This window comes from Legionella massiliensis (assembly GCF_000756815.1).
Lineage (GTDB): Bacteria > Pseudomonadota > Gammaproteobacteria > Legionellales > Legionellaceae > Tatlockia > Tatlockia massiliensis.
Genome location: NZ_CCVW01000004.1, coordinates 462,681 through 475,593 on the forward strand (window position 1 = coordinate 462,681; position 12,913 = coordinate 475,593).

The window sequence follows — 12,913 nt, forward strand, 5'->3', positions numbered from 1 at the left end:
ATCTTATTCCGACATGAATGCTGGATAATACTCAAGCAAATCAGCTCTAGGCCAGCGCTTTTTTAATTCTATTAATAGCTGTTCAGAAGTTTGTCTCAGATGAGGGAGTAATTTGTTTTTTGAGGACTGTTCAATAAACGTCTGCAAACGCGATAAAACCCGCGGCCTTACCAGATTTTCGTCGGAGTTCCATAAAGAGTCTTTAGGGACAGGACCTGAAGGACCTATTCTGTCATGCAGCAGAATGGAATCAATATGAGCAATTGCCCATTGTAGAATCCAGAAGCCACAGGCTTCTGTATAGGCTTTGTTGTAGGCCAAATCGTCATGAGCAGCAGGAATACTACGTTTGAGTTCTTCGCGATATATTTGCTCAAGGGGGTCAATCAATTGAGCAGGAATAGCCTTTGCACACCAGCAGGTCGGCATACTCATCCGCAGATAAGTTCCGTCTAATAAAGCATTTCTGACAAAGGCCCATTCAAAATCAATAAGTTGTAAATCTTTGCTATCTTCATGGTCAAAAACATTGTCAGGGCAGATATCGCCATGGGTTAAGACTGTAAAAGGACCTGGTTTTAGTAAGGACTCAATAAGTGACTGTATTTCAGTAATACATTCTTTAGTTGCTGTGAGATTTAGCGTTGCCAGCGTTGTTTGAAATGAATTAATTAATTCATTAACTAGGTAATCAAGTTCCTTTTGTGGTGACTGCCTGTCTTGATGAATATCTTGCAAAATACTCTCATACAATGAAGTATGGCCATAACTTGCGGCATGGAAGCTGCCTAAGGCTTTCATAAAACGTTCCAAAGCAAGAATGGCTTTATCAGGTTGTGGATAGGTTAATGAATCAACCAGGCTCTTATGTTGCTGACCTAAATCTTCAATCAAAATAAATCGAAGTTCTTTATTGCCACCATAAAAGCGAGGAACATTATGTGTGCTTTGGGGGATTCGACTAGCAAATTCAAGACCTGCCCAATCCCTGGCAAATCGAGCAAAAGCCTCTTGGTCGTCAAGATTGGAGGGTTCTGCAAGAGCTTGTTTCAGAATCAGGTTTCTTGGCACTTTGGTTAAGCTATTGTTGAGAACAAGTCTAATAACAATGTTTCTGCGTTCTGATTCTGATAATAGTTCAACTGACTCTATTTCAACCTTAGTATTAAAGTTCTGATTAAGTATTTCTTGTGCTTTTACGAGAAGGTGTGGATTTATTATCTGTTTTGACATGGGGGAATTGAATCTTGTGTCGATGGTGGCTACGGGTGGACTCGAACCACCGACCTCAGCATTATGAGTGCCGCGCTCTAACCGGCTGAGCTACGTAGCCACAAGAGGTCGTGATTTTGTCGTTTAATGCCTTTGATGTCAATAGTAAAGAGTTAATATTTTTTGAAAGCTGGGTGGGATAGGAGGCACTGCCATTAAGTTAAGGATGCTACCTCGAAACCGTTCGGGCTGAGGAGGCCTTTAGGCCGTCTCGAAGCCTTGGGCTCTGTGACGCTTCGAGACTTGTGCTTGCGCACAGACCTTTCAATGAATGGCTCTTCAAAGCGTGAGAAAAAGGTGTCATGAGGGATCGTGCTAGAACCACCATCCGCCCTACGGGCACCCTCTCCCCGGGAACAGGGAGAAGGAACGACTTTAGATTTTCCCTTCGCCCCTTAGGGGAGAAGCTGCCCGTAGGGCGGATGAGGGGGTATAAGATTAGACAACCAGCAGATAAAGTGCGCCGGGGCCTCTTAAAACCTGTAGTAACAACTGCTGCTTTTGCAGTGATGCAACTTTCTGTAGAGATTTCACATTGTCAGTCTGTTGTTTGTTAGCAGAGATAATAATATCGCCGGGTCTTAGACCTGCTCTCCATCCTGCGCTGTTTTCAGAGGCACCAACAACCTGAATACCTATAATATGGCCATGTGAAGGAGTATCTTGCTCAAAGTTCTTCAAGGCTAGACCGTAAAGAAAAGGATTTGAAGCTTGTAATCGCTGCTCATGCTTTTTAATGTCAGTAACAACAGCGTTCAAGGTAATGTCTTTTCCATCACGTTGGAGTGCTATTTTAGCTTCGCTACCTACTCGCAATAGGCCAATAGTAGTTTTAACCTGAGTAGCTTGGGTAATTTTTGTATCATTAATTTGCGTAATAATATCACCAGGTTTTAAGCCTGCTTTTTCAGCTGGGGAGTCTTGATTCACCTGCGAGACGATAGCACCCTGGAAGTCTTCAGAGTAGCCCATTGCCTGCGCGAGTTCAGGGGTTAGATGTTGTACGAAAATCCCCATCAAACCACGATGAATTGAACCGTATTTAATAAGCTGTTGTGCAACATCCTTCGCCATATTAATCGGGATTGCAAAGCCAATACCCACATTACCACCATAGGGAGAGATAATTGCTGTATTGATGCCTATCAGTTCACCAGCTGCATTAACAAGGGCTCCACCAGAGTTGCCAGGATTGATTGCTGCGTCTGTTTGGATAAAGTTTTCTACGCCTTCGATGTTTAAATCACTACGTTTGGTTGCACTGATAATTCCGAAGGTAGCTGTTTGGCTGTTGCCAAAACTATTTAAGCCAAAAGGGTTACCGATAGCAACAACGAAATCACCGACCTCAGCCTTGTCCGAATCGCCAATAGGCAAAGACTTCAGGTTCTTCGCATCGATTTTTAAAACCGCAATATCAGTTTCGCTATCGCCACCAATTAGCTTGGCTTTTAACCGTCGACCATCATTTAGGGTAACAGTAATCAGGCTTGCATTTCGGATCACATGGTCATTGGTAATTATGACGCCATTTTTGGGGTCAACGATAACGCCAGAACCAATACTTTGAAATTTTCTAGGTTTTTCAGGGACTAGCTGTGGTTGTTGCGGTTGATCCTGATCCTCTGAATCATCATCAGAATTGCCAGTAGTGTTTGGGACTACACCTTGCACTGCTACGTTAACAATGGCAGGCATTGCATTTTTAAGAACAGGGGCAAGGGTTGGTGTTATGCTTGTGCTTTCCATTGGTGCGGCAAGGGCACTAAATGATGTAAGCACCAACAGAGCTGCTTTCGCAAAGTTGGGTATTTTGTAAGCCATGTTATTTATCCTGATTAATTTCATTGAACCAAATGAGAGTTGCCATTCTACCCGTTTGCGGCGTTCGGCGATAGGAATAGAAGTCTTTTTTTTGCTCAAAAGTACATATTTTTGACTGAAAAACCGCTAAAACGCCCAAGGAATTTAAAACCTGCTCAGCTAAATGAGGCAAATTTGCCAGCCATTTTTCCCCCTGGGGTTTAAATGCTTTTGGCGCAAAAGAATAACGTGCCTGATAGGCATCCAGGACATCGCCACCTACTTCATAGCAAGATTGGCAAATCGCTGGGCCTATCCAAGCAAGTAATTGATCTGGGCTGCTATGCATTTTGCTTAGAGTATTTTCAACAATACCATTTGCTAAACCACGCCAGCCAGAATGAATAGCCGCTACTTCTGTACCTTGTTTATTGCACAGCATAATGGGCAAACAATCAGCTGTCATAATGGCAAGGGTATGCTTGGCAGAACGAGTAATTGCAGCATCAGCTACACGGTTAGGGTCTTCTTCAACCACAACACAGAGGTCTGAATGAATCTGCTCCAACCATTCAGCGTCTTGGGGACGCTCAAGTGTTAGCCTAAGAGCCTCGCGATTCGCATTGACATCATGAGGATTGTCTCCAACATGTAGGCCTAGGTTATTAGCATCATAAGGTGCTTTACTAGACCCTTGAGTTCGCAGGGTAGTTAGCGCAAAAACGTTTGCTGGCGCCGGCCAGTTGGCGTATAAATTAGACAAAATGGTCATCCAAAGCAGCAATTAAAGATTGAAAATCATCAGGCAAAGTGGCTTCAAATGTCAATAACTCCCCACTTTGTGGATGATTAAAGGAAAGTTTACAAGCATGCAGAGCCTGGCGTTGAAAATTACTAAATAATTCACGTAATTCTTCTGTAGCCTGGCTGGGAAAACGGGGTCGTCCACCATAAAGCGGATCGCCTACAACAGGATGATTAATATAGGCCATGTGCACCCGAATCTGATGGGTACGTCCTGTCAAAAGCTGCACATTGAGTAGGGTAAATTCCTGATATTGTTTTCTGATTGAATAAAGAGTGACTGCCTGTCTGCCTTGTTGGCATACGGCCATTTTTAAACGATTTCGTGGATGACGGCCATAAAAGGTATCAATTTCACCACCAGAAATCAGATGTCCTTGTACCAGAGTTAAATAATTTCTTTGTATTTCACGAGCCTGCATCTGGCGAACAAGACTGGTATGCGCTGGCAGTGTTTTAGCAGTAACTAGAAGGCCTGTAGTATCTTTATCGAGACGATGAATAATGCCCGCTCGTGGTAAATGTTCTAAAGAAGGCGCGTGATGTAGCAGGGCGTTAACCAAGGTATGCTCACGATTCCCAGCTCCAGGATGAACAACTAAGCCTGCTGGTTTATTGATAATCAAAACCTGTTCATCTTCATAGATGATATCAAGGGGGATTGCTTCGGGTTGGTAAGAATCTTTATCAGCTGCAAGGCTGGCCAAATCAATATTCATCTCAACCTGTTCACCGCCAAGCACTTTATCCTTTGGTTTACCATGGCGTTGGTTCAGTGTAATCGAACCCTCTTTGAGCCAGGTGCTAAGTTGCGAGCGCGAATAATCAGGGAAAAGTTGCGCGAGCACCACATCTAGCCTTTGGCCATGATATTCGCGCGGAACAATGGTGTGTTTTACAATGGAATCGCTCATATTAAACAGCTGATAACTCCTCGACTAAACGGCCTCGTAGGGAATTGGGTAAGGCTTCATTAACATGCACTGTTACAAATTGGCCGATTAAATTTTGTGGACCATCAAAGTTCACCACACGATTACACTCAGTTCGTCCAGATAACTGCTGAGAATCCCTCTTCGATGTACCTGTTACAAGGATTCGTTGCTCGGAACCAATCATTGACTGGCTATAACGGGACGCTTGCAACAGTAGCCTGTTTTGTAGAATTTGCAGTCGTTGCTTTTTGACTTCCATAGGTGTTTCATCAGGTAAATTAGCCGCAGGCGTTCCGGGGCGTGGGCTATAGATAAAGCTAAAAGACGTATCAAAACCCATCTCATGAACCAAATCCATCGTATCCTGGAAATCCTGATCAGTTTCGCCGGGAAAGCCAACAATAATATCGGTAGAAAGGCGAATATCCGGTCTGATTTTACGTAATTTACGAATTTTAGACTTAAATTCCATTGCGGTATAACCACGTTTCATCATTGCAAGGATTTTGTCCGAGCCACTTTGAATAGGTAAGTGCAGATGATTAGCTAATTCGGGTACTTCTGCGTAGGCATTGATCAAGTTATCTGAGAATGCAAGCGGGTGAGATGTTGTAAAGCGGATCCGACCAATACCTTCGATTGCAGCGAGATAATGTATTAACAGCGCTAAGTCAGCAATTTCACCATTAGCCATGGGGCCACGATAATCGTTAACATTTTGTCCCAGAAGATTTATTTCCCTTACACCTTGTTTGGCAAGTTGATAGCATTCAGCTAAGACATCGTCGAAGGGACGGCTAATTTCTTCACCGCGAGTATAGGGAACGACACAGTAGCTGCAATACTTGCTACAGCCTTCCATGATGGAAACAAAGGCAACAGGCCCTTCAGCACGTGGTGCGGGTAAATGGTCAAATTTTTCAATTTCAGGAAAGCTGATGTCAACAACTGGCTTCCTAGTACTTAATCGTTCTTCTAATAGAGCAGGTAAACGATGCAAAGTTTGTGGGCCAAAGACCAGATCAACATAGGGCGCACGTTTAATAATGTCCGAACCTTCTTGGCTGGCAACGCAACCCCCAACGCCGATTACGACATGGGGATTTTTCTTTTTAAATTCGCGCCACTGACCTAATTGTGAAAAAACTTTTTCTTGAGCCTTTTCTCGGATAGAGCAGGTATTAAGAAGAATGACATCTGCTTCCTCAAGATTTTCAGTCTTTTCCAGCCCATGTGAGTGCTTCAGGACTTCTGCCATCTTGGATGAATCATATTCATTCATCTGGCAGCCATTTGTTTTAATAAAAAGTTTTTTTGCCATAATTTGTCTACTTCAATAAATCAATAATACGAAATCAATTTTGCACTGCTTGACAGTGGGTCTCTTTAATTAAGGGTAAAATAAGTAAAGAAATCAAAATTCCAATGGGTAATAACGATAGAGCGATGTGATAGGCCTCTAAAGGATATACCCGCACTTTATCAACAATTTCCCCCTGCCATAATTTGTCAAGAATAAATCCAATAATTGGTTGGGCAAGAGCGATACCCACCATATTCATCATGTTCATAAAACTTAATCCAGTAGCGACATAGCGTTTTGAGCATAACTCTTTTGCTACGGCAAAGGCAGGCAGGAAGCCTGCTGAGAAAATACCGAAGAAAAAGAGAAGTAATTGCATTATCCAACCCGATTTGATCGGGGCGTAAATGAAAAACAAGCTAGTTGTTAAAGCACCAACCGCACCGAGGAGTAAAGGTGGTTTTCTCAGTCCTATCCGATTTGAAAAAATTCCCCATAAGGGGCTGGCGATTGCCCAACCAACGAAAACCAGGGAGATATAGTTTGCAGCTGTAGCCTTAGCTAAGCCCATCTTAAACATTAAAAAGGGAACGCCCCAAAGGCCGCAAAATACTGGGGTTGTCATATACATCAAGCCGCCATAGACAGCGACAAGCCAAAGCTGTTTATTTTTAACTAAAGTCAGGAGGCTGCGTAAAAGTGGTTCTTCATCAATGTGAGAGTGAGCTATTTGTGGAGAACCTTTATTTGGAGAATCTTGAGCTATTAACAAGATAAGCAAGGCAAGAAAGAGACCAACCACACCCATGATGATCATGCTGTGACGCCAGCCATAATGATCGATTAGCAAGGCTAGCGGTGCTTCACCTCCAATGGCGCCTAACATTCCGATAGTAACCATCATCCCCGTCAAAAGAGCGAAACGCTGGGCTGGAAACCAATTTGCGGCTAATTTCATGGATCCAACGGCCGCAAAAGCGGAACCAAAACCTATCATTAAACGCGCGATACAAGCCATAAAAAAATTGCTGGTAAGTCCAAAGGCAATCGTAGAGATTGCACAAATTAATGTTGCGACGGTCAATAAGCGATGGGGACCGTAGTGATCCATTAGCACGCCACCAGGTAATTGCATTGCCGCGTAAGAATAAAAATAGATCCCTGACAAAATACCAAGAGTATGGCTGGTAACGGTAAAATCACGCATCAATTCGTTTGACATTACCGAGGGAGATACTTGTAAGAGGCACTCATAAAAATAAAATACAGTTCCTAGTCCCCAGACAATCCACGGCAGAATTGATTTTTTTTGCGAATTTTTACCGGCCGCAGGTTGCTCATTGCTATAAGTCATCGACTTTATTGCTCCCTATATAATTGATTAAACAAGTAATTATTTTGACCTGTTAAGTCTTTGGAAAGGATAGGAAAAAAATTGGATTTTAACAGCTTGATTACTATTTGTCTATTCGTCGTGTGGGAGACCAGGCCGCACTGCCCTTAACTTAATGGTAGTGGGACCAGGCCGCATCTTTGTTGAGAAAAATGTATAATCCCAAGAAAAACTCGAATTCCCACGGCTTGACACCCACTTAGTGTGAAGTTACATGAGGTTATCATTGGTTCATCTTCTTGGCCTTAGGGGGTGTTTTGTGGTATACAGTTTTTTTGGTTTTTCTGATTCAACTTTATTACTGATGGGATATTCGATTTATGGAAACTGGTGCAGTCTTTTATACCATTTTTTTAATCTTTGCGGGTGCCGCTGTTTTTTCAACTCTGGTTCTTTACACCAGACAATCTCTTTTGGTTGCTTATATACTACTTGGCGCAGCCTTAGGGCCTTGGGGCTTAAAACTGGTTTCTGATATTAGTGTCGTACAGCAAGTTGGTGATATTGGTATTGTATTTTTGCTTTTCCTCTTAGGGTTACATTTGCAGCCGCAAAATCTAGTCCACATGTTAAAGAAAATTACCTGGATTGCAGTTATAAGTTCTGCAGCATTTGCAGTTATTGCTTATCTGATTGGCCGTTGGTTTGGCTTGGGAGTTGCTGAGTCTTGGATTTTAGGCGCTGCCATGATGTTCTCAAGTACGATTATCGGACTTAAGCTTCTTCCCACTACTATTTTGCATCATCAACATACTGGTGAGGTGATGATCTCAGTACTCTTAATGCAAGACGTTATTGCGATTATTGTATTGATTCTGATCAATGGTGCTCAGCAAAGCGCTGGGTTTTCCTGGAATGATCTGGTTTTAGTTGGAGTTGCCTTACCTGCGCTCACACTTTTTGCCTTCGCTGTTGAGCGCTACATTCTTGTAAAATTGTTGGCTCGATTTGATAGAACACAAGAATATGTGTTTCTTTTATCAATTGGCTGGTGCTTAGGAATGTCCTTTTTAGCCGAGAAGGTCGGTTTATCTGAAGATATCGGTGCCTTTGTTGCCGGTGTTGCGCTTGCTTCGAGCCCGATTTCACTTTACCTTGCAGAAAGCTTGAAGCCCTTGCGTGACTTTTTCCTGGTAATGTTTTTCTTTTCGATTGGGGCGACCTTTAATTTTGGTTTTGTTGCCCAAGTAGTAATCCCTGCTTGTATCTTGTCTTTGCTTATGTTGGTCTTAAAGCCGCTTCTGTTTAAATTTCTACTTGTAAAAGCAGGGGAGAAAAGGGCTGTTGCCAAAGAGGTTGGGCTGCGGTTAGGTCAGGCAAGCGAATTTTCCTTGTTGGTGGCAAGTATTGCAGCGAGCACTAAATTGATTTCGGAGGTAGCCTCTAATTTGATCCAGGCAACTACAATTTTAACTTTTATAGTTTCATCCTATTTGGTCGTGTTGAAGTATCCAACTCCAATTGCCTTGTCTGACAAAATGCGTAAGGATTAACAATGAAATTGCTGGTTATTCTGCTGTGTTTATTAAGTGAGCGCTATGTGGTTCATGCAGCTTCTTACCTGCGATTTAATTGGTTTACGGATTATTGTAATAAAATTTACCAGATTAGCCCCCAAACCAAGGTATTTTCAAACCCAGCAGTTATTCTCGCTTTGATCGTTTTGCCCTTAGTAATCCTATGCGCTTTGGTACTTTTACTCATAGATCATTGGTTATTTGGCATTATTTGCTTTCTCCTCAATTTAGCTATTTTCTATTATTGTCTGGGGCCTGATAATCCCTTTTACCCTATAAGGGAAAAGGTTGATGAGCCTGATCCTGAGCTTGCATCAGGTCGTTATTTTGCCCAGGTTAACGGTCAGTTATTCGCAGTGCTTTTCTGGTATGTAGTTGCCGGACCCTTAGCTGCTGTGGTTTATCGCTTGATCTCTCTATGTCGTGAACAGGAGTTAACTGCAAAGCTTGCGGAGAAAATTACTAGTATCTTGGACTGGATTCCAGCAAGAATAAGTGTTTTGCTCTATTTATTAGTTGGAAATTTTCAAAAAGGGTATGGTTTTTTTGTACAAAGATTTTTTTCATTACCAGAAAATAACGATAGCTTCCTTAGTGAAGGAGGGCTGCTGGCTGCACGGATCAATGAAAGCGAACCAGTGTTACTACCTTATGCAGAAAATCTGGTTGAGCATGCGGTGATTGTTTATTTAGTATTACTTGCATTTTTTACTTTGGTTGCCTTAGTGTAAATCCGAGATCCACCGGTTTTGCGACAAAATGAATTTAAAATTAATGAGCAAACTATGATTAATCTGACAATACGTATCGTTATATGTTGTTGCTTTTTCCTCCTTGCCTCTTGTTTGCATCGTCCTGTACCCGCTAATACTGCGAGTTGTATTGCAAGCTGCGAAAGCAGACTAGCTGCTTGTACAAAGGTATGTCGCAATAACTGTGGACAATGTTCTGCCGCTGCAGGGCAGACAGCAGCTAGAAATTATGGTTATTATGAACATGAAAAAATGGAACAAGGCAAAATTATTGCGCTTCAGTTGAATTCCTTCCGCGATCCACTACAATGCCGCAAAGTAACCTGCAACTGCCAGGCTGACTATGCAATTTGTAGGCAATCATGCGGTGGGGCGATAACTAAACGTTTGGAACATGCACCACTTTGCAGTTAGCTTTCTTTGGTAATTCCAAATTGAATTAAAGTCTAATGAGGAACACATTCATGGCACAAGATAAGAGTAATGATATTGACCCAGTTGAAACGCGTGAATGGCTGGATGCCTTACAAGCTGTTGTAGCCAATGATGGTAATGAACGAGCAGCATTCCTTATCCAGGAGTTGCTTAATAAAGCTAATGCAGATGGTGTGCACTTAGGTACTTCGATAAACACCGCTTACCGCAATACTATAAGAACCCACGAAGAAAAACAGCTGCCACCTGATGAGGGTATTGGCAAACGTATCAGCGCACTCATTCGCTGGAATGCAGTTGCAATGGTTTTGCGTGCTGGAAAGTATGCATCTGAACTGGGTGGTCATATTGCATCTTATGCCTCGTCTTCGACACTCTATGAAACTGGTTTCAACCACTTCTTTAAAGGCCCAGAGGGTAACAGTGGCGGTGATTTGCTTTATATCCAAGGGCATTCAGCGCCAGGCATTTATGCTCGTGCTTTTCTTGAAGGCCGTTTGTCTGAGAATCAATTGAAGAATTTCAGACAAGAGGTTGAGGTTGATGGCCTTTCTTCATATCCGCATCCGTGGTTAATGGGCGATTTTTGGCAGTTTCCCACAGTATCGATGGGACTTGGACCCTTACAAGCGATTTACCAAGCCCGTTTTCTTAAATATCTCGAAAATCGCGGTTTGATCAAAGCTGAAGGACGCAAGGTTTGGGCTTTCCTTGGTGATGGGGAGATGGACGAGCCGGAATCTGTTGGCGCCTTATCGATAGCTGCACGCGAAAAGTTAGATAATTTGATCTTTGTGGTGAATTGTAACCTGCAACGGCTTGATGGTCCTGTTCGTGGAAATGGCAAAATTATCCAAGAACTAGAAGGACTGTTCCGTGGAGCAGGCTGGAATGTAATTAAAGTTATCTGGGGTGGTCGTTGGGATCCTCTATTCGCACGCGATCAAAATGGTTTGATGCAAAAGCGCATGGCTGAGTGTGTTGATGGTGATTACCAAGCCTATAAGGCCAATGATGGCGCCTATGTGCGTGAGCATTTCTTTGGTCAGTATCCAGAGCTCAAGAAAATGGTCGAATCAATGTCAGATGATGAGATTTGGCGTTTAAATCGTGGTGGTCATGATCCGCAAAAGGTTTATGCAGCCTACGCTCAAGCGGTTGAACATAAAGGCAGTCCTACAGTCATTCTTGCTAAAACGATTAAAGGCTATGGAATGGGGGCTGCTGGTGAAGGGCAAAATATTACCCATCAACAGAAGAAAATGAGTATTGAGCAATTACGTGCTTTCAGGGATCGATTCAGTATTCCAATTAGTGATGATCAAATTACAGAGATTCCTTTCTATCGCCCAGCCGATGACAGTCCAGAACTGCGCTATATGCGTAAGCAGCGTGAGGCTTTAGGCGGTTATTTACCTGCACGTAATACAGCGTTTGAACCCTTAAAGGTACCTGCATTGTCAGCTTTCTCTACCGTGACGCAAAGCTCCGGTGAGCGAGAAATCTCTACGACAATGGCCTTCGTGCGCATACTTTCTGTTTTGTTAAAGGATAAGGAATTAAGTGCTCGGATAGTCCCAATTGTTCCTGATGAATGCCGTACCTTCGGTATGGAGGGTTTATTCCGTCAAATAGGGATTTATTCTCCTGTTGGCCAACTATATACTCCTGTAGATCACGAACAGGTGATGTACTACCGCGAGGCAAAAGATGGCCAGATTCTTGAAGAAGGAATCAACGAAGCCGGTGCTTTCTGCTCCTGGATTGCTGCTGCTACATCTTATAGTACTAACAAGCTAGCAATGATTCCCTTCTATATCTACTATTCCATGTTCGGTTTTCAACGAATTGGCGATCTGGCTTGGGCCGCCGGCGATATGCAGGCGAGAGGGTTTTTACTTGGCGGTACTGCTGGCCGTACAACTCTGGCAGGCGAGGGACTGCAACATCAGGATGGTCATAGTCATCTAATGGCTGCAACAATTCCAAATTGCAAGGCCTATGATCCAACCTATGCCTATGAACTTGCGGTGATCATTCAGGATGGCCTCTATCGCATGTATGAAAAACAAGAAAATATGTTTTATTACATCACAGTTATGAATGAGAACTATACCCAACCCGAGATGCCTAAAGGGGTTGAAGAAGGGATCATTAAAGGAATGTATCTCTTGCAAGAGAATGCTAAAAAGAGCAAAAAACGCGTGCAATTATTAGGTTGTGGAACGATTTTAAGAGAAGTCATCGCTGCTGCAAAAATGCTTGAAGACGATTTTTCTGTTGGTGCAGATATTTGGTCGGTGACTAGCTTTACTGAGTTAAGACGTGATGGTCTGGCTGCTGAGCGTCACAACCGTATGCATCCAGAAGCTAAAAAGCCAAAGCAAGCCTACGTCACCGAGCTTCTTGCTGATCGTAAAGGGCCTATTATTGCTGCAACTGATTATATGCGCCTCTATGCTGATCAAATTAGACCCTTTGTGTCAGCGCCCTATACTACTCTGGGAACTGATGGTTATGGACGAAGCGATACCCGTGAGCGTCTGCGTCATTTCTTTGAGGTTGATGCTAAGTTTGTTGTTTTAGCTGCATTGGAAGCCCTAGTTAAACAAGGTGATATGCCTAAATCATGCTTAGCTGATGCGATGAAGCGTTATGGAATTAAAAGCGAAAAACAGGATCCAGTGAGCCACTAATTA

General features: G+C 42.9%; 10 protein-coding genes and 1 tRNA gene. 4 read left to right on the forward strand and 7 right to left on the reverse strand.

Going from position 1 to position 12,913, the window contains the following annotated elements:
• Positions 1-3: 3 nt before the first annotated feature.
• The 7 genes from BN1094_RS16765 to BN1094_RS16795 form a co-directional block, all read right to left on the reverse strand.
• Complete coding sequence (locus tag BN1094_RS16765) at positions 4-1,233, reverse strand: phosphotransferase (RefSeq protein ID WP_052403351.1); 1,230 nt, start codon at positions 1,231-1,233, stop codon at positions 4-6.
• A 23-nt stretch (positions 1,234-1,256) separates the two neighbouring features.
• A tRNA-Met gene (locus BN1094_RS16770) sits at positions 1,257-1,333 on the reverse strand.
• A 377-nt stretch (positions 1,334-1,710) separates the two neighbouring features.
• A complete protein-coding gene (locus BN1094_RS16775) occupies positions 1,711-3,120 on the reverse strand; it encodes a Do family serine endopeptidase (RefSeq protein ID WP_099909039.1) in 1,410 nt (469 codons plus the stop codon).
• On the reverse strand, positions 3,098-3,838 hold the full coding sequence (gene pgeF / locus BN1094_RS16780) for a peptidoglycan editing factor PgeF (RefSeq protein WP_044012596.1): 741 nt from the start codon (positions 3,836-3,838) through the stop codon (positions 3,098-3,100). The genes BN1094_RS16775 and pgeF overlap by 23 nt, the downstream gene beginning before the upstream one ends.
• Positions 3,831-4,793: a 23S rRNA pseudouridine(1911/1915/1917) synthase RluD gene (gene rluD / locus BN1094_RS16785; protein WP_044012295.1), complete on the reverse strand. Its 963-nt coding sequence runs from the start codon at positions 4,791-4,793 to the stop codon at positions 3,831-3,833. Before rluD ends, pgeF begins: the two co-directional genes overlap by 8 nt.
• Before the next feature lies 1 nt (position 4,794).
• On the reverse strand, positions 4,795-6,135 hold the full coding sequence (gene miaB / locus BN1094_RS16790) for a tRNA (N6-isopentenyl adenosine(37)-C2)-methylthiotransferase MiaB (RefSeq protein WP_044012296.1): 1,341 nt from the start codon (positions 6,133-6,135) through the stop codon (positions 4,795-4,797).
• A 34-nt stretch (positions 6,136-6,169) separates the two neighbouring features.
• A complete protein-coding gene (locus tag BN1094_RS16795; protein WP_044012298.1) occupies positions 6,170-7,471 on the reverse strand; it encodes an MFS transporter in 1,302 nt (433 codons plus the stop codon).
• Positions 7,472-7,830: 359 nt separating this feature from the next.
• Here BN1094_RS16795 and BN1094_RS16800 point away from each other — a divergent pair, with 359 nt between their 5' ends.
• The 4 genes from BN1094_RS16800 to aceE are packed head-to-tail and all read left to right on the forward strand — an operon-like array spanning position 7,831 to position 12,910.
• On the forward strand, positions 7,831-9,003 hold the full coding sequence (locus BN1094_RS16800; RefSeq protein WP_044012299.1) for a cation:proton antiporter: 1,173 nt from the start codon (positions 7,831-7,833) through the stop codon (positions 9,001-9,003).
• A 2-nt stretch (positions 9,004-9,005) separates the two neighbouring features.
• A complete protein-coding gene (locus BN1094_RS16805) occupies positions 9,006-9,758 on the forward strand; it encodes a membrane protein (RefSeq protein ID WP_044012300.1) in 753 nt (250 codons plus the stop codon).
• Between the two features lie 54 nt (positions 9,759-9,812).
• A complete protein-coding gene (locus BN1094_RS16810; RefSeq protein ID WP_052403352.1) occupies positions 9,813-10,193 on the forward strand; it encodes a hypothetical protein in 381 nt (126 codons plus the stop codon).
• 50 nt (positions 10,194-10,243) lie between these two features.
• Complete coding sequence (aceE, locus tag BN1094_RS16815; RefSeq protein ID WP_044012302.1) at positions 10,244-12,910, forward strand: pyruvate dehydrogenase (acetyl-transferring), homodimeric type; 2,667 nt, start codon at positions 10,244-10,246, stop codon at positions 12,908-12,910.
• Positions 12,911-12,913: the final 3 nt, after the last annotated feature.

What these genes read in the sequence shown, in the direction of transcription:
- BN1094_RS16775 (WP_099909039.1), bottom strand. Translation starts at nt 3,120, where the DNA reads ATGAAATTAATCAGGATAAATAACATGGCTTACAAAATACCCAACTTT.
- BN1094_RS16795 (WP_044012298.1), bottom strand. Translation starts at nt 7,471, where the DNA reads ATGACTTATAGCAATGAGCAACCTGCGGCCGGTAAAAATTCGCAAAAA.
- BN1094_RS16810 (WP_052403352.1), top strand. Translation starts at nt 9,813, where the DNA reads ATGATTAATCTGACAATACGTATCGTTATATGTTGTTGCTTTTTCCTC.
- BN1094_RS16800 (WP_044012299.1), top strand. Translation starts at nt 7,831, where the DNA reads ATGGAAACTGGTGCAGTCTTTTATACCATTTTTTTAATCTTTGCGGGT.
- BN1094_RS16765 (WP_052403351.1), bottom strand. Translation starts at nt 1,233, where the DNA reads ATGTCAAAACAGATAATAAATCCACACCTTCTCGTAAAAGCACAAGAA.
- BN1094_RS16805 (WP_044012300.1), top strand. Translation starts at nt 9,006, where the DNA reads ATGAAATTGCTGGTTATTCTGCTGTGTTTATTAAGTGAGCGCTATGTG.
- rluD (WP_044012295.1), bottom strand. Translation starts at nt 4,793, where the DNA reads ATGAGCGATTCCATTGTAAAACACACCATTGTTCCGCGCGAATATCAT.
- aceE (WP_044012302.1), top strand. Translation starts at nt 10,244, where the DNA reads ATGGCACAAGATAAGAGTAATGATATTGACCCAGTTGAAACGCGTGAA.
- miaB (WP_044012296.1), bottom strand. Translation starts at nt 6,135, where the DNA reads ATGGCAAAAAAACTTTTTATTAAAACAAATGGCTGCCAGATGAATGAA.